This is a genomic window from Tenacibaculum singaporense (assembly GCF_003867015.1).
Lineage (GTDB): Bacteria > Bacteroidota > Bacteroidia > Flavobacteriales > Flavobacteriaceae > Polaribacter > Polaribacter singaporensis.
The window spans coordinates 1,164,723-1,181,025 of record NZ_CP032548.1; the positions used below are offsets into that span (position 1 = coordinate 1,164,723).

The 16,303-nt window shown below is 30.1% G+C and carries 15 protein-coding genes; 7 read left to right on the plus strand and 8 right to left on the minus strand.

Annotated features, from left to right (window positions below):
• The first annotated feature begins 60 nt into the window (after positions 1-60).
• Positions 61-579, plus strand: coding sequence for a thioredoxin family protein (locus D6T69_RS05310; protein ID WP_125066784.1), 519 nt, complete (start codon positions 61-63; stop codon positions 577-579).
• 3 nt (positions 580-582) lie between these two features.
• On the opposite strand, the gene D6T69_RS05315 is transcribed toward D6T69_RS05310, so the two are convergent.
• The 5 genes from D6T69_RS05315 to D6T69_RS05335 form a co-directional block, all read right to left on the minus strand.
• The gene (locus D6T69_RS05315) at positions 583-2,610 is read right to left on the minus strand and encodes a ComEC/Rec2 family competence protein (protein ID WP_125066785.1); all 2,028 of its coding nucleotides are present in this window, start codon (positions 2,608-2,610) and stop codon (positions 583-585) included.
• Between the two features lie 88 nt (positions 2,611-2,698).
• Positions 2,699-3,553: a hypothetical protein gene (locus D6T69_RS05320; protein WP_125066786.1), complete on the minus strand. Its 855-nt coding sequence runs from the start codon at positions 3,551-3,553 to the stop codon at positions 2,699-2,701.
• Between the two features lie 90 nt (positions 3,554-3,643).
• Positions 3,644-3,979: a hypothetical protein gene (locus D6T69_RS05325; RefSeq protein WP_125066787.1), complete on the minus strand. Its 336-nt coding sequence runs from the start codon at positions 3,977-3,979 to the stop codon at positions 3,644-3,646.
• A 157-nt stretch (positions 3,980-4,136) separates the two neighbouring features.
• Positions 4,137-5,834, minus strand: a complete 1,698-nt coding sequence (lysS, locus tag D6T69_RS05330; RefSeq protein ID WP_125066788.1) for a lysine--tRNA ligase — start codon at positions 5,832-5,834, stop codon at positions 4,137-4,139.
• A 448-nt stretch (positions 5,835-6,282) separates the two neighbouring features.
• Positions 6,283-6,783, minus strand: a complete 501-nt coding sequence (locus D6T69_RS05335; protein WP_125066789.1) for a DUF456 domain-containing protein — start codon at positions 6,781-6,783, stop codon at positions 6,283-6,285.
• Between the two features lie 119 nt (positions 6,784-6,902).
• Here D6T69_RS05335 and D6T69_RS05340 point away from each other — a divergent pair, with 119 nt between their 5' ends.
• From D6T69_RS05340 to D6T69_RS05355, 4 genes are read left to right on the plus strand one after another with little or no spacing between them, the layout of a single operon-like run.
• Positions 6,903-7,271, plus strand: a complete 369-nt coding sequence (locus D6T69_RS05340; protein WP_125066790.1) for a BlaI/MecI/CopY family transcriptional regulator — start codon at positions 6,903-6,905, stop codon at positions 7,269-7,271.
• Complete coding sequence (locus D6T69_RS05345; protein ID WP_125066791.1) at positions 7,268-8,794, plus strand: M56 family metallopeptidase; 1,527 nt, start codon at positions 7,268-7,270, stop codon at positions 8,792-8,794. The genes D6T69_RS05340 and D6T69_RS05345 overlap by 4 nt, the downstream gene beginning before the upstream one ends.
• A 50-nt stretch (positions 8,795-8,844) precedes the next feature.
• Positions 8,845-10,098, plus strand: coding sequence for a tetratricopeptide repeat protein (locus D6T69_RS05350; RefSeq protein ID WP_125066792.1), 1,254 nt, complete (start codon positions 8,845-8,847; stop codon positions 10,096-10,098).
• Positions 10,099-10,134: 36 nt separating this feature from the next.
• The gene (locus D6T69_RS05355; protein ID WP_125066793.1) at positions 10,135-10,605 is read left to right on the plus strand and encodes a hypothetical protein; all 471 of its coding nucleotides are present in this window, start codon (positions 10,135-10,137) and stop codon (positions 10,603-10,605) included.
• A gap of 5 nt (positions 10,606-10,610) precedes the next feature.
• On the opposite strand, the gene D6T69_RS05360 is transcribed toward D6T69_RS05355, so the two are convergent.
• Positions 10,611-12,119, minus strand: coding sequence for a GH3 auxin-responsive promoter family protein (locus tag D6T69_RS05360; protein ID WP_125066794.1), 1,509 nt, complete (start codon positions 12,117-12,119; stop codon positions 10,611-10,613).
• Positions 12,120-12,185: 66 nt separating this feature from the next.
• On the opposite strand from D6T69_RS05360, the gene D6T69_RS05365 reads away from it, so the two are divergent.
• Entirely contained in the window at positions 12,186-12,980 is a 795-nt protein-coding gene (locus D6T69_RS05365; protein ID WP_125066795.1) for a DUF2797 domain-containing protein, read from the plus strand.
• A 6-nt stretch (positions 12,981-12,986) separates the two neighbouring features.
• Entirely contained in the window at positions 12,987-13,547 is a 561-nt protein-coding gene (locus D6T69_RS05370; protein ID WP_125066796.1) for a hypothetical protein, read from the plus strand.
• Between the two features lie 41 nt (positions 13,548-13,588).
• On the opposite strand, the gene D6T69_RS05375 is transcribed toward D6T69_RS05370, so the two are convergent.
• Positions 13,589-15,709, minus strand: coding sequence for a carboxy terminal-processing peptidase (locus D6T69_RS05375; protein ID WP_125066797.1), 2,121 nt, complete (start codon positions 15,707-15,709; stop codon positions 13,589-13,591).
• 78 nt (positions 15,710-15,787) lie between these two features.
• Positions 15,788-16,300, minus strand: coding sequence for a hypothetical protein (locus D6T69_RS05380; protein WP_125066798.1), 513 nt, complete (start codon positions 16,298-16,300; stop codon positions 15,788-15,790).
• Between the last annotated feature and the right edge of the window lie 3 nt (positions 16,301-16,303).

Consider the following 16,303-nt stretch of genomic DNA (forward strand, 5'->3'; position numbering starts at 1 on the left):
AATTTTAAATGTTGGCAGGTTTTTTTGTAAATTTGGAACACTTATTGAGACTTAAGGAGTATGAAAAAAATAATATTAGTAGCAGTTTTAACCTTTATTTCACTTGGAGTAAAGGCACAAGATAAAGTAAACTGGTTGAGCTTTGAAGAAGCGATGGAAATGAGCGAGAAAGAGCCAAAACCAATTTTAGTAGACATTTATACTGACTGGTGTGGCTGGTGTAAAAAAATGGATAAAACAACATATAAAAACAAAGTAATTATTGAGTATATCAATACACATTATTATCCAGTAAAGTTAAACGGAGAAGCAAAACATGATATTACGTTTCAAGGAAAAACGTTTAAGTATCAAGCTCAAGGAAGAAGAGGGTATCACCAGTTAGCAGCAGCTATAATGAAAGGACAGTTAAGTTATCCTTCAACAGCTTTTTTTAATACAGAAAGACAGTTATTACAAAACGTACCTGGATATTTAGAAGAAAAAAGATTTGAAAAAATACTAGCGTATTTTAATAAGGATAATTATAAGAATACACCATGGAAAGAGTTTGAGAAGAACTTTAAAAGCGCCATGTAAAGTCTATTCTTTTAAAATATAAGCACCATTTTGACCAGTATACCAAAATGGTGCTTTTTGTTTATAACAAGTTTCTTTCCATCTGTTAATGTACGATTTGTAATTACTTCCATCAGCAATAATTTGTTGAGGCTTTAGTGTTGCAATAAGTCTGTTTAAATTAATTTTTGGGCTGTTTTTCAAAATTACTATAGGCTTTTTAAGTCCATCTATTTGATAAACCCCTAAACTATCTACAATTAAAACTTGCTTGCTTTTATATGAGAAAACATTAAAGGTAGAGTCAATAACTTTAGAAGAAATATGTTCCCCAATTCTATACGATTGAAGTACTTTTTGTTGATGTAAAATTGAATCATTAGTTCTTCGAATGATTGTTAATTCCTTACCATTTCTCTTTCCGTAAATTGAGTGTCGGCTTTTGTGAAATACAATAAACTCACTTTTGTTGCTAATTTGATACTTCTGATAAAAATAAACTCCTTGTAGCATCGTAATTGAAGTCAGTAAAAAAAGGATGCTTTTTGAGGTTTTTTGGACACAAACTTTATATGAGAAAACAATAAAAATATACCAAGCTAGCATTTCCCATAAAGACATGGAAATTTCTTTGAATAAAAAATCTTCTTGATGAGCAACCCAATTAACAAAATAGTTCATCATAGAAATAATAATTCCATAAATATTAGCTATAAATTGAGGAAGGATGTTTAATGTAGCTAGTAAGATAATAATGACCCCAAAGAGCAATATACTTCCTAAAAAAGGAATAATAATTAGATTTGATAGCATAAATAAGCCTGGAAATTGATGGAAGTAATATAAACTAATAGGTAAAATACCTGCTTGTGCTGCAATTGAAACTGTAAACAAACTCCAACCTTTATCTAGTAACCAAAGTTTAGGTTTCCAGAGGTTGTAGAGTAATGGTTGCACCCAGATAATGCCAAAAACAGCCAGATAACTCAGTTGAAAACCAACATCAAATAAAAACATTGGTTTTATTAAAAGTAAGAAGAACATCGAACTGATTAAAGAATACTCAATAATCTTTTTTCGTTTGAATGATTGTCCAATTGCGATAAAAGTGAACATGGTTACAGCTCTAATTACAGAGGCTGATAATCCAGCAATAAAAGCAAATGACCACAGAAATAAGACTATAAAAGCGGTTTTAATAATCATTCCTTTAGGAAGTTTTTCCAAAGGTTTGAATACATAGGAGAGCAATAACAGCAAAATACCAATATGTAATCCTGAAATAGCTAAAATATGAATCGCGCCTGCATTGGTGTAACTTTCCAGTAGCCCTTTTGAAACCTCTTGTCGTTGACCAAGAAGCAATGCGTTAATCACTGCAAATTCATCGTTTGTAAAATGATACTTTTTTAAGGAAGCTTGTATTCTTTCTCTAATATGAGCAGATAAACTGATTAAAGAAAGTTTTGAGTTTTCAAGTTTTTTGAATTGATGATCATCTATAAATACTTGATGATAAATGTACTGTTTCGCTAAATACTGTTTGTAATCAAATTGATGCGGGTTTAAAGGAGGAATTAATTTTTTAAAAGGAGTTTTTGTAAAAATCTTATTACCAATAGTAAGTGAGGTTTTGGTAGTATCTTTTTGAATGTTTAGAAGAACATATCCATTTGTTTTACTGGAACCAACCTGTGAGACCTTAGCCACATACTTTGTATAATAATTCCCAGGTTTTAATACTTTTTGTATGATGAGGATAGAAGCAGAATTCTCAGTTAATCGATGTTCGTAATAGCTCTTATAATTCTTTGGGTTGTGAATATATGTAGCGCTAATTCCAATAAAAACAAAGAACAATAATATGGCTATACTAAATGCTTTTCGCATTTCAGTTCTTTTTAAGAAATAAAGAATGATGAGAAACCCTATTAAAGAATAAGCCAAGTATATAAAATTATACAACCAAATCTGTGTATAAAACTGAAGAGTTATTCCAGCAATAAGGCACACCAAAAAGTGAAAAGGAGGGTATTCTAACAATTTTTTCATAGCTCTTTAAAGTTATGAAAAAACTCTGAATTTGAATAATTTTGTAGTTAATGTTTATTGTAAATTAATAAATGTCTAATGTTTGTGTTTAATATGTTTTTTCATAATTCTTTAGGAATTTTACTTTTAGCGAGTTGTTTAAAGTTTTTAATTCCTCAATTAATTGTAGAAACTCCAAAATATCATTGCTATACTCTTTTAGGTTATTTTGGGATTTATAAGGTATTATTGTGATTGTTCTTGAAAAAATACAATTTTGAATTTTGTTTAAATGAATTAAAAGATCTCCTTCAAGAAAAGGCATATAAATAAAAATCTTTTCAATGTAATAATTTACTTTTTTAACACCATCTAAAAATATTAAATCACCGATTTTAATATTTAAGCCTTTTGGAGTTATATTTAAATCAACTTTTGAACAGATCTTTTTAAATATATCCTTATCTAAGGAAGTATCGATTTCTTCTTTAGCTCCTTCATGAATCCATTTTTTTACATTATTTCCATGAGTTATTAGAGAATCATTTAAAGCACAAATAATTGCATATGCTTCTTTTTTCTTGTTTTTTTCAGATCTTTTTATAACTATAAAGTAGAAAATAAAGCTAGCTATATATGCAAAACAAAGTTTAGAAATAACAGATTCAATATTTTTTTCAAATACAGAGTTAAATGATTCTACAAAGACAAACTTTAGAAGTATAATAAAGACAATACTTAAAATTAAAAGAAAATTAATGAGTATATTTTTATTTACAAATTTTGTTTTTTGTCTAACATAAATACCAATGGGAGAAGATATTGGGATAGAGCTAATGTTGTGTTTGTCATCTATTTGGACTAAGTTGTCTGATGTGATTTGTTTATGCCCCTTGCCATATATTCCTGGATTAGCTTTGAGAAAAAAACGGGCTTGTTGTTTTTTATTAGGTTTTTGTTCCATAGCATTAATATATTGTTTAAAGACGAAGTTATCTAAAATAGGGCGAAGACCAAAGAAAAAGCAACCTCAAAAGAGATTGCTTTTTTTAATCTATTCAATTTCTATATATTCAGATTTACCTCCAGATAAATCTCCATTCAACCAATTCCAGTCAAACGATAATTTTAGTTTTCCATTTTTTGTTTTTGAAATTGTACCTGCTGATTCTCCTACTTTCAATTCTCCTCCGGTTGTTAAGCACTGATATAAGAGTTTAATTTCGGAATTTTGAGTTTGTTTTCCAATTATAAAACCTTCTTGTATTGTTCCTCCTTTATATTTTCCGGTAATAGTAGTTCCATTTTGGAAATAATGAAAAATGGTTTCATTCGATGATAATCCACTTTTGTTTTCAGTAGCCACAAATTTTTTGTTGTCTAAATTCAATTTGAGTTTTTTTATTAGTTATAGCTTATAAAATATCCTTTGGTAACAAATTTCAATAAAAATAAATAAAAGAATCAAATAAAAAAGCAACCTTACTGGTTACTGAGTGTAGCCGAAGTAAGATTGCTTTTCAATTATATTAAGTTTCAGAAATAACTTATACGATTTCTACAAATAAACCTTCCTCTGTTTTTTCAACTTTTGCAAGACTATTTTTAGTTAACCCTTTAATGGTTTTATCCCATTTTTTATTAGACAAACCACTTTGAGCTTTTAAATCATTTAAACCTATTTTTTCAGCTTTTTCTAATAAAGCCAGTACGGCTTTTTCATCGTCGTTTAATTCAACTGTAGGAGCTTTCTTTTCAGGCTTCATTTGTGGGAAGAATAACACTTCTTGAATTGACGGATTGTTAGTTAAATACATAATTAAACGATCCATTCCAATTCCTAATCCAGAAGTAGGAGGCATACCATATTCTAACGCACGTAAGAAATCTTGATCAATAAATTCACCAGCTTCATCATCACCACGAGCTGCTAATTTTAATTGTGCTTCAAAACGCTCACGTTGATCGATAGGGTCATTTAACTCAGAATATGCGTTGGCAATTTCTTTACCACATACCATTAACTCAAAACGCTCAGTTAATTCAGGATTATCACGGTGTTCTTTACACAATGGAGACATTTCTTTTGGATAATCGGTAATAAATGTTGGTTGAATGTAGTTTCCTTCACATTTTTCACCAAAAATCTCATCAATTAACTTTCCTTTACCCATCGTGTCATCTACCTCGATACCCATGTCTTGAGCAGCTTTACGGATTTCATCTTCCGATTTTCCGTTGATGTCAAAACCAGTAAAGTGTTTGATAGAATCTGCCATCGTAACACGCGCATACGGAGCTTTAAAGTCTACTTTATGCTCTCCAAAAGTAGCTTCGGTAGTTCCGTTTACAGCTAATGCACAATGCTCTAATAATTTTTCAGTGAAATCCATCATCCAGTTGTAGTCTTTGTAAGCGACATAAATTTCCATTGCGGTAAATTCTGGATTGTGCGTTCTGTCCATTCCTTCGTTACGGAAGTTTTTAGAAAACTCATATACACCGTCAAAACCACCAACAATTAAACGCTTTAAGTATAACTCATTTGCAATACGCATGTACAACGGAATGTCTAATGCATTGTGATGTGTAATAAATGGTCTAGCAGCTGCACCACCTGGTATTGGTTGTAAAATTGGCGTTTCTACTTCAAAATATCCAGCATCGTTAAAAAACTGACGCATTGCATTGAATAACTTAGTACGCTTTACAAAAACTTCTTTTACCTGTGGATTCACAACTAAATCAGCATAACGTTGACGGTAGCGCATCTCAGGATCTGTAAATCCGTCAAAGGTATTTCCTTCAGCGTCTACTTTAGGTAATGGTAATGGTTTTAAAGACTTACTTAATAATTTAAAATCTTTTACCATTACGGTGGTTTCTCCAACCTGAGTTTTAAATAACTCTCCTTCTATACCTACAAAATCACCAATATCTAATAACTTTTTGTATACCTCGTTGTACAAAGTTTTGTCTTCACCTGTACAAATTTCATCTCTGTTAAAATATACCTGAATGCGTCCTTCACTATCTTGCAATTCAGCAAAAGAAGCTTTTCCTTGAATACGACGAGACATTAACCTACCAGCAATTACTACCTTTTTACCTTCCTTAAACTCCTGTTTAATCTGTTTGGAATTTGAATTGAATGGAAATAAATCTGCTGGATATGGATTGATACCCAGTTCACGTAATTTTGATAGTTTTTCTCTACGTACAACTTCTTGTTCTGATAATTGCATTGACTTAATTTTTAAGTAATTTTAATTTAAAGGTGCAAAGATACAATCAATTACAAAATTAGACAATGGTAGTATCACATAGATTTTATAAAAAAGTTAATTTTTATTTGTGAGTTTCTGAAAAGAATGTATATTTGCAGGCTGTCTAATTTTAAAAGGACAGCATTTAGTTGTGTTGTTAGATACTTTAAATAGTATCATGGTTTTGTTAACCAATGGAAAGCTTCCCTTAGATGGGTTGCTTTTTTTTTGCAGTTTAGTTACGTGTTTTAGTAGCTGTTTCCCGCTTTCCGCACTCGCTCTCTTCGAGAAGCTCAAACAAATGCTTCAATCTGGGGACTAAGTGTAATTGCTGACTTCTTAAATCATGAATACCTGTCATTCCGAACGAGGTACGAGGAGGAATCTCATGATTGGAAGTAAAAAGCTAAATATAACAAGCTTATTTCTAAAAGAAAGCGGCTTTATATTCCCAGAACTTAACAAAAAACAGCACTAAGAATACCATAGAAATTGAAAATTTAATGGTTGCAGAAGCTAAAAAACCTAAAAAGGCACCAAAAGAAGCTTTAATCGCTCTGTTAGTGTCTTTACTGTCGTAAATTAATTCACCAACCAAGGCACCAACAAAAGCACCAATTAAAATTCCGAAAGGGATAGGGGAGAGTAGTCCAATAATTAATCCGATAGTAGTGCCATATACTCCATATTTGGTGCCGCCAAAACGTTTAGTTCCCATAGCAGGGATAAAGTAGTCAAGAAAAAAGATAATGACAGCAATGACTAAAGTGATTCCTAAAAATGTCCAATTTTGAGGGACAGCTTTTGTTAAATGTAACAATAACAAACCTACCCAACTAGTAATAGGACCAGGTAATACTGGTAAAAATGAACCAATAATTCCTAAACAAGCAAATACGAATCCGAGTATTACTAAAAATATATCCATTAACTTTTTTATTGATAAGACGAAGATATAAAAGCTTTGTTACATATTTATTAACTAAAAAATTAGTTTAAACTAATCTTTTAGTTATATTTGTTTCAGAAATATTTATAAAAGATATCATGAGTAAACAATTAACGAAGGCAGAAGAGCAAATAATGCAGGTATTATGGAAGTTGAAAAAAGCTTCAGTAAAAGAAGTAATTACTGAATTACCTGAGCCAAAACCTGCATATAATACAGTTTCAACAATCATAAGGATTTTGGAGACGAAAGAGTTTGTTGGTCATGAATCAAAAGGTAGGGGATATGTCTACTATCCATTGGTAGAAAAGTCTGAGTATAGTAATGAGAGTTTACACAAGTTAATGAACGGCTATTTTGGAGGCTCATTTAAAAGCATGGTGTCGTTTTTTATGAAAGAAAACAAAATGGATATTCAAGAGCTGGAGAGTATTTTAAAAGAAGTGAATAAAAATAAAAAGTCATGATAAACTATATCATTCAAGTTATATTATTCCAGGTGCTTTTTGTGGCAGTGTATGATTTCTTTTTAAGTAAAGAAACTTTCTTTAACAAAAATAGATGGTACTTGTTAAGTACAGCATTACTTTCTTTTGTGTTGCCTTTGTTTAAAATTTCAACAGTTCAAAAGGCTGTTCCTAAAGAGTATTATATTTTGTTGCCAGAGGTAGTGTTATCACCTCAAAAAGTCATTGAAAAAGCGTCTTGGTATCAATCCATTAACTATTTAGATGTATTATTTTTAGGTGGATGTATATTGTTTTTTATCGTGTTTTTAGTGAAACTAGAGCGTATTATACGATTAGTTTTAAGGTATGGAACTACCCGAAAGGACAATTATAAGTTGATATTCCTTCCAAAGGAAACAAAAGCTTTTTCATTTTTCAACTATATTTTTTTAGGAAACGACATTCCTTCTCAAAAAAGAGAAAAAATCATTCAACATGAGTTAGTGCATAGTGACCAAAAGCATACGATAGATTTATTGTTTTTTGAGCTTTTAAAAATAGTTATGTGGTTTAATCCTATGGTGTATGTGTATCAGAATCGTATATCGTTAGTTCATGAATATATTTCAGATGCTGTTGCTAGTAAATCAGAAAAAAAAGAAAATTATATAAACCATTTACTCGCTGATATTTTTCAGGTCGAGCATATTTCATTCATTAATCAATTTTATAAACATTCATTAATCAAAAAACGAATTATTATGATGACGAAAACACAATCAAAAAAAGTTAAACAGTTAAAGTATTTACTATTAATTCCATTGCTAGGAAGCATGATTTTATATACAGCTTGTTCAAGTGAAGAAGTTAAAATGAATAAGGTTGAAAAACAGCCTGTAACAGTATATAAAAGTGAGGATGGTAAAATTGTAAAAAAGCCTTCTACTGGTTATCAAAGTAAATATCTTGACTTATTTTTAGGAAAAGAACTTCCAAATACTAAAGAATACTCTATAGATGAATTGACAGAAGAAGAAAAAGGAGAATATTTAGCTTTATTAAATGGATTTAATAAAGAAGGAATGCCTCAATTAAGCATTAGAGTTTTTGAAGCTGAAAATGGTAGGAAAATGGTTGCTTTTGACTTTATGGGAAAAAATGAAAATCAAGGAAAAACTAATTACCAAGACTCAGAAGATGTTCCTTTTTCTACAATGGAAAAAGTACCAACTTTTCCAGGATGTGCTGAAGGAGATAAAGCTTGCTTTACCAGAAGTTTACAACAATTTGTAGTAGATAATTTTGATGCTTCTTTATCAAAAACGTTAGGATTATCCGCTGGAAAAAAACGAATTTATGTTCAGTTTAAAATAGATAAAAATGGTAAAGTTATTGATGTAAAAGCAAGAGCATCTCACGTAACATTAAAACAACATGTAGAAGCATTGGTACAAAAATTGCCTCAAATGCAACCAGGTGAACATAATGGTAAGAAGGTAAGAGTAAGCTATACCCTACCTATCACATTTAACGTAGAATAAATTAATTATATTGGTCGCAGATAACCAATGAAAACGCCAAAAATAGAAACGTGAGAAATAAAATTTTACTTATTGTTTTTGTAATAGGAGTTTTAAAAGTCGAAGCACAAGTTTCGACTTTTAAAACTATTGATAGTTTAGTGAATATAGGCCGCTATCAAACAGCATTGATAAAGTTACATGAGTTAGATGCTACTTTTCAGTCAACTTCAAAAGTAGCATCAATTTATGCCTCAATAGATAATTATAAAAAGGCTTCTTTATATTATGAAAAGGCATTGGAGTTAAAAGATGATTATTCAGTCAAAGTAAAGTTAGCAAAAGCATATAAAAAAGAGAAAAAACTACAAAAAGCTATTGATGTTTATGAAGGTATTGTAACTAAAGATGCTGAAAACTTACTTATTCAGTATCAACTAGGAAAATTGTATGCACAAACAAAGCAACCAGCCAAAGCAATAGATACTTTTAAAAACATTATTAATCAAGATAGTACAAATGCAAATTATCATTATCGATTGGGAATTGCTTATGGAATGTTGAAAAAACGAAATCTAAAAATAAATAGTTTTTTAGAGGCTTATAAAAATGACACAACTCACATTAAATCTATTCATCACTTAGCATTAGCTTATACCTTATTAAGAGACAAAGATTCAGTAAATATTTTTGTAAATAGAGGTTTGGTAGTGAACCCAAATCATATCAACTTAAATAAGTTGAAAATTAATAATTTATATAGAGAAGAGAAGTTTACTGAAGCTATTCAATATTTACAAAGAATAGATACTCTAGAGCCTAACGAACATTACACACAAAAAATGCTAGGGCGCTGTTATTTTAACCTAAAGAAATATGACGAAGCAAAAAAGTACTTTAATAAAGCTATAAGAATTGATAGGTCAGATTTTAAGGCGTATACCTACTTAGGAGACATCAATTTTGAAAGGAAAAAGTTTTATAAAGCTCAGCTAGATTATATGGTGGCAACTTTTGCGGGTAAAGAACCAAGAGACGTTGAGTATTACCAACTAGCTAGAGTGTACAAAGAATTAGGTAATCCTAAAGAAGAGGTAAAGTCTTATAAAAGAGCTTTTGAAGAGAATAGGAAAAACTATAAAGCCTTGTATCAACTAGCTAAAACTAGTGAAGATTATTACAAGGATAAAAGAATAGCTTATAAGCATTACAAAGATTATGTAAATCGTTTTGAAAAAAAAGATTCAGTATTAACAAAACATGCAAAAGAAAGATTAAAAGAAATTAAAAAGTACTATTTCTTACAGGGAGAGATTTTACAATAGTATTTAATTTTGTATATTCATCTTAAAATCAATAAGATGAGTTTTCGCTATGTAGCTTTTTTACTTTGTGCTTTACTATGTTCTTCCTGCGACTTCTTTTCATATTCAAAAAAAGATAAAGGAAAGACTGTAGATACTATTGTAGACTATACAAAAGTAGATGAGTTTCCATCTTTTGATAAGTGTAAAAACCTGTTTAATGAAGCGAGAATTAATTGTTTTAGAGAAGAGATTTATAAAAGAATAACGGAGAGTTTACAACAATATAATTTTGTTACTAAAAATAGCTTAGATGAAGAGGTGTTAATTGATGTTTTAATTAATAAGGATGGAAAGTTTGTTTTAGGAAAAGTTATAGCTTCCGACGAAGTTACCGATCAATTACCAGAATTAGATAGTATTATAAAACTAACACTAGAAAAATTACCAATCATTAATCCAGCCACAAAAAGAGGAATTCCTGTAGTAACAAAATACCAATTACCTATTAAGATTAAAACAGAGTAGTATGTTTATAATTTCAAAAGCTCTTCAACAAAATCACGACTATTAGATAAACGAGGAATTTTATGTTGTCCACCTAATTTTCCTTTTTCTTTCATCCAGTCATAAAATAAACCTTTACGGGCTTGATGTATTTTAGGCATTGCTAAAGTCATATTATTATAACGTTTAGCCTCATAGTCAGAATTACAATTTTTTAAAGCATTGTCTAACTCTTCAGTAAAAAAGACAAGGTCTTTAGGAGGTTTTTTAAATTCAATAACCCATTCATGAGCTCCATTTTCTTTACCATTCATAAAAATAGGGCCAACAGTATATTCTTTAATTTCACAGTTGGTTTTATCACTCGCTACTTTTAAAGCATCTTCAGCATTTTCAATAATTAACTCTTCGCCAAAAACATTAATATGATGTTTAGTACGTCCAGTAATTTTTATACGATAAGGATCGGTTGAGGTAAACTTAATAGTATCTCCAATCAAATAACGCCATAAGCCACCATTCGTAGTAATAACAATGGCATAATTAACACCTTTTTCTACTTCAGAAAGAGGAATAGCCTTAGAGTTTTCTCCGTTGTATTCGCTCATTGGAATAAACTCATAAAAAATTCCGTAGTCTAACATTAATAGCATTTCATCAGAATCATTTCGGTCTTGAATGGCGAAAAAACCTTCTGATGCATTATAGGTCTCATAATATTTAAAGTCGTCTCTTGGAATGAGTTTCTTATACTGTTCTCTATATGGGTTGAAGTTTATTCCCCCATGAAAATAAACCTCCAGATTAGGCCAAACCTCTAAAATGTTATCCTTCCCTGTTTTTTCTAATACTCTATTTAATAAAACTAACATCCAAGAAGGAACACCAACTAAGCTTGTAATATTTTCATGAATGGTTTCATTAATAATAGCTTCCATTTTTGTTTCCCATTCACTCATTAATGCTGTTTCTTGTCTTGGAGCAGAGCTAAAATCTGCCCAAAAAGGCATGTTTTCAATAATGATAGCAGATAAATCACCAAAGTAAGTATTGTTATCTTCGTATACAGCAGAACTACCTCCTAAGCGAAGTCCTTTACCAGTGAAAAGTTTAGCATTTTCATTGTTATTAATGTATAAACATAACATGTCTTTTCCTGCTTTGAAATGACAGTATTCAATAGCTTCATCACTTACAGGAATAAACTTGCTTTTTGCATTGGTAGTACCACTTGATTTAGCAAACCAACGTATAGGCGTAGGCCAAAATAAATTTTGTTCCCCTTTTCTACAACGCTCAATAAGTGGTTCAATACTTTCATAACGTTGAATGGGAACATTGTTGGCAAAGTCAGTATAACTTTTAATTGAAGAGAAATTTTGTTGTTTCCCAAACTCAGTATTCTTAGCGGCACTTATAAGTTTTAGTAATAGCTCATTTTGAACATCAATAGGGTATTTTAAAAATAGCTCTACTTGATGTTTACGCTTTTTTAAGAACCAAGAAATGATTGAATTTATAAATGGAAACGTCATAGATTAACTCTTAATTCAATTTTTTTACTGTAATTTTGTGAAGCTAAATGTAACAAAATTTAAGACATGCAATACCAAGGAGTTTTAAAAAAAATGCCTACCGAAAATTTAAATACAGTTCAATACTATTTAGATATGGGAGCTGATTTTTTGAATATGAATCAGTTATTGAATAAGGAATTGAGGTTGGGTTTTGTTGCTTATGAGTGTTTAAATTGCCATTTAGAAAAGAAAATATACCGTCAAGGATTTTGTAAAAAATGCTTTTTTGAAATCCCAACTGCAGGAGATTGGATTATGCGTCCTGAATTAAGTAAAGCGCATTTAGGAGAAGAAGACAGAGATTTGGAGTATGAAAAAAAGGTACAGTTACAACCACATATTGTTTATTTGGCAAACTCAAGTAATGTAAAAGTAGGAGTAACAAGAAAGCAACAGGTGCCAACTCGTTGGATTGACCAAGGAGCGCATGAAGCTATTGAAATTGTAGAGGTACCGAATCGTTATTTAGCAGGAATTACCGAGGTGGCTTTAAAAGAGCATGTAGCAGATAAAACAAATTGGAGAACCATGCTAAAGAACGATATTAAAGATGAAAACTTGGTTGAGTGGCGAGAGCGATTACAAGAGTTTATTCCTGATGAAGCGAAAGAATACTACATAGCGAATAATACTGAAACTAATATTAATTTTCCTGTTGAAAAGTTTCCTAAAAAACCTAAAAGTTTGAATTTAGAGAAAGAAGAAATGTATACAGGTAAATTGGTAGGAATTAAAGGGCAGTACTTAATTTTTGAAGACGAAACAGTGTTTAATGTTCGTGCCAACGAAGGATTGGTAGTTAAAATTGAATTATTATAAAGGTTAATGAAAGATTTAAATAATGCAATAAACCTTCTAACTTTAAATAATGAAGAGTTAAAAAGTTTGGAATCTTTTTTAAATTTAAATCTTTTAAATAAGCAGTTTTATAGAAAGATTTTAGTTAGAAATTTTTATTCAGTCATAGAAAGTGATCTTTTTGTTTTTAGGGAACTAATAAAAATAAAATTATCTATTGATAATGTAAATCTTTCTTACGAAGAACTTCTAGTATTAACATCTGAAGACGTTTCTTTAAATAATGATGGATCAATAAGAAAAACTCAAAGGTTTTATAACTTTGAATCTTTATTGAGATTCACATTTAATACATCATCTAAAGTGTTTAATATTGAAAAACCAAACTATGGAGATAATAATTTTAAATGCTTGAAGCAAATGTCTAAGAGAAGAAATGATATAACTCACCCCAAACTATACAAAAAACAAATAATTGAAAAGGAAGAAATAGAACTTCTGATAAATGGGTTTAAATGGTTCATGGAATATAGAAACCTTATTATATCTGAAGTGACATCTTGGATGAAAGTTACTATGAATAAATAAAAAATAGCCTTCAGGCTATTTTTTATTTAAGTGTATTTTTTTTAATGTTTTACAGCCACATGATGATCGTTCATTTTCAATTCGCTAAGAACGTTTAATGCTTCATTTACATAAATGTCTTTTTGAAGATTTTTATGCCATGCAACTCTTTTTTCTTCTAAAACAGTATCTTTTTTAAATAAATTTAACTCATATTTAGGAGAGACAAAAGTTAGATGAGAATCAAATTTAAAAATATCTTTAAACTGTTCTCCTTCTTTGGTTTTAGCTTCACTTTCCTTTTTAAAAGCATCATAGTTTAAAGAATAAACTCTTTCGTCTTGATTTTTCTTTAACCACTTAGCATAATCGTTTATTTTATTAAACTTTTCGTTATTCATTACGCGTTGCTTACTGTTGTATACTACATCAGCAAAGTTACTGTATGAATTCGTAGCAGTATATTTTGCTTGTTGTACCTTATCCCAAGGTAAAGCACCATCTAAATCACGTTCTCCAAAATCCATATAGCTATATCGGGTAGGTAAAGAAATATCAGAATAAACTCCTTCAATTTGAGTAGATCCACCATTAATTCTATAGAACTTTTGAATGGTCATTTTTAAAGCACCTAAATCGTTAGGGTATTGTTCATAAAAACGGTTTATAGGTAATACATTTTGTACAGTTCCTTTACCGTAAGTTTGTTTACCACCAATAATAACACCACGTTTATAATCTTGCATTGCAGCAGCAAAAATTTCAGAAGCTGAAGCAGAAAATTCATTTACCATTACTACTAAAGGTCCTTCCCATTGAATTTTAGGGTCAGTATCTACTTTTACTAAAGGATCTTCACCACGGTATTTTACTTGAACAATTGGGCCTTTATTGATGAATAAACCACCAATTTCAATAGCTGTTTTTAATGATCCACCACCGTTATCACGTAAATCAACAATTAAACCTTGAACATCTTCTTCTTTTAAACGTTCAATCTCTTTTTCCATGTCTTTAGCAGCATCTCTACGGCTTAAGTCATTAAAATCTATATAAAATCTAGGAAGATTAATAATCCCGTATTTTTTACCATTTTTTTCAACAATACTTGATTTTACAAAAGTTTCTTCAAGCTCAACTACATCTCTAATAATTGGGATTACTTTAATAGAACCATCAATCTTTTTCTTTACAGTTAAACGTACCTCAGTTCCTTTTTTCCCTTTGATAAATTTTATGGCGTCATCTAAACGCATTCCAACAATATCTAAAGGCTCTTCATCACCTTGTGCAACTTTTAAAATAATATCGTCAGCTTCTAATTCACCTTGTTTCCATGCAGGACCCCCAGAAATTAATTCAACAATATGTGTGTAAATTCCTTTTTTCTGTAAACGAGCTCCAATACCTTCTAATTTACCAGACATTTCTTGATCGAAACGTGTCTTAATTCGTGGAGACATGTAGGTTGTGTGTGGATCAAAGCCAGTAACTACACTGTTTAAAAATGTAGAGTACCAATCAGAGTTTTCAAGCTCACCAATACGCATGTATAAATCGTCCATATTTTTTAGGACTTTCTTTCTTGCTTCAGCCTCTAGTTCTTTAAAGCTTTTCTTTTTAAAACTTTTATCCTTTTTAGCTTTTTCGTTTTGTTGGTTTTCAGCATCTTCAATGTTACTTAAAATAGATAACTTTAATTGTTTTCTCCAGTAGTTGATTAATTCGGTTTCGTTTTTAGCATACGGAACTTTGTCATAATCAATATCAATAGTTTCTTTCTTTTTATAATTGAAAGGTTGTTTTAATAAAGAGCGATAGGTCTTTTTACCCGACTCCATTTTTTCTAGAAAACGCTGATATACTAACTTATAAAAATCAATGTTAGATTCTCTTAGTTGATTATCGATTTGATACTTATATTGAGAGAATTCTTTTAAATCTTCTTGAGTAAAATAACGTTTACTAGGATCAAGTCCATCGATAAATGTATTATATACATGTTCAGAAAAATCGTCGTTTAGATTTTTTTGAACGTAATGGTATCGACTTAAAATATTTTTTAAAACGTAAACAATTACACGATCTTTTTCTGGATCGTTGTTAGGAACTGTATTAGAACTAACAGAATTAGAAAATAAAAGTGTGATTGCTAAAAATGGTATAATAAACTTCGTCTTCATAAAACCTTCTGTCTTTTTAATTTGTGTTGAGTCGTTGTGTTGCTAAGCTACTAAAATAATGCCAATTTTTTAGCATTATTACTTTTTATAAATGCCTCTAAAAACTTCTTTAATCTTTTTCTGGTCTTCATTTAGAAAATTCCAAACTTGAGTTACAGAACCATCTTTGTTTTTTGTCCAAGTAATTTGGTTGTAATAATTGCCTTTATCATTTTTTATAAGATCACTTTTTAAAGTCATAGAATTATCTTTAAAACTACCTTTTAAAACTAATGAAAAACCAGTGTTATCAATCCAAACCTGATTCCAAGTATTATCTTTTTTATTGTAATAATTGTAGCTAGTCCCTTTGTTTTTAGATGTTTTTGAATCCCAATTTTCTTGAATAGCACAAGCATTAGGCATTTTTATAACGTTGTTATGACCAATTAATTTTCCTTCAGTGTTATAAACATTCCAATTTCCGACCCAAAAATCAAATTGGGTATAACCTATTTCATTACATGGTCTTGTGGGGGCGTTTTGTGCTGAAATAATTGAAAAAAAAGAAGAAATAACAAAAATTGTAACATAAACAATAATCCGTACCATAAC

Excerpts from the sequence above, each read along its gene's own strand:
- D6T69_RS05310 (WP_125066784.1), top strand. The coding sequence starts at position 61 with ATGAAAAAAATAATATTAGTAGCAGTTTTAACCTTTATTTCACTTGGA.
- D6T69_RS05315 (WP_125066785.1), bottom strand. The coding sequence starts at position 2,610 with ATGAAAAAATTGTTAGAATACCCTCCTTTTCACTTTTTGGTGTGCCTT.
- D6T69_RS05320 (WP_125066786.1), bottom strand. The coding sequence starts at position 3,553 with ATGGAACAAAAACCTAATAAAAAACAACAAGCCCGTTTTTTTCTCAAA.
- lysS (WP_125066788.1), bottom strand. The coding sequence starts at position 5,834 with ATGCAATTATCAGAACAAGAAGTTGTACGTAGAGAAAAACTATCAAAA.
- D6T69_RS05335 (WP_125066789.1), bottom strand. The coding sequence starts at position 6,783 with ATGGATATATTTTTAGTAATACTCGGATTCGTATTTGCTTGTTTAGGA.
- D6T69_RS05340 (WP_125066790.1), top strand. The coding sequence starts at position 6,903 with ATGAGTAAACAATTAACGAAGGCAGAAGAGCAAATAATGCAGGTATTA.
- D6T69_RS05345 (WP_125066791.1), top strand. The coding sequence starts at position 7,268 with ATGATAAACTATATCATTCAAGTTATATTATTCCAGGTGCTTTTTGTG.
- D6T69_RS05355 (WP_125066793.1), top strand. The coding sequence starts at position 10,135 with ATGAGTTTTCGCTATGTAGCTTTTTTACTTTGTGCTTTACTATGTTCT.
- D6T69_RS05360 (WP_125066794.1), bottom strand. The coding sequence starts at position 12,119 with ATGACGTTTCCATTTATAAATTCAATCATTTCTTGGTTCTTAAAAAAG.
- D6T69_RS05365 (WP_125066795.1), top strand. The coding sequence starts at position 12,186 with ATGCAATACCAAGGAGTTTTAAAAAAAATGCCTACCGAAAATTTAAAT.
- D6T69_RS05370 (WP_125066796.1), top strand. The coding sequence starts at position 12,987 with ATGAAAGATTTAAATAATGCAATAAACCTTCTAACTTTAAATAATGAA.
- D6T69_RS05375 (WP_125066797.1), bottom strand. The coding sequence starts at position 15,709 with ATGAAGACGAAGTTTATTATACCATTTTTAGCAATCACACTTTTATTT.
- D6T69_RS05380 (WP_125066798.1), bottom strand. The coding sequence starts at position 16,300 with ATGGTACGGATTATTGTTTATGTTACAATTTTTGTTATTTCTTCTTTT.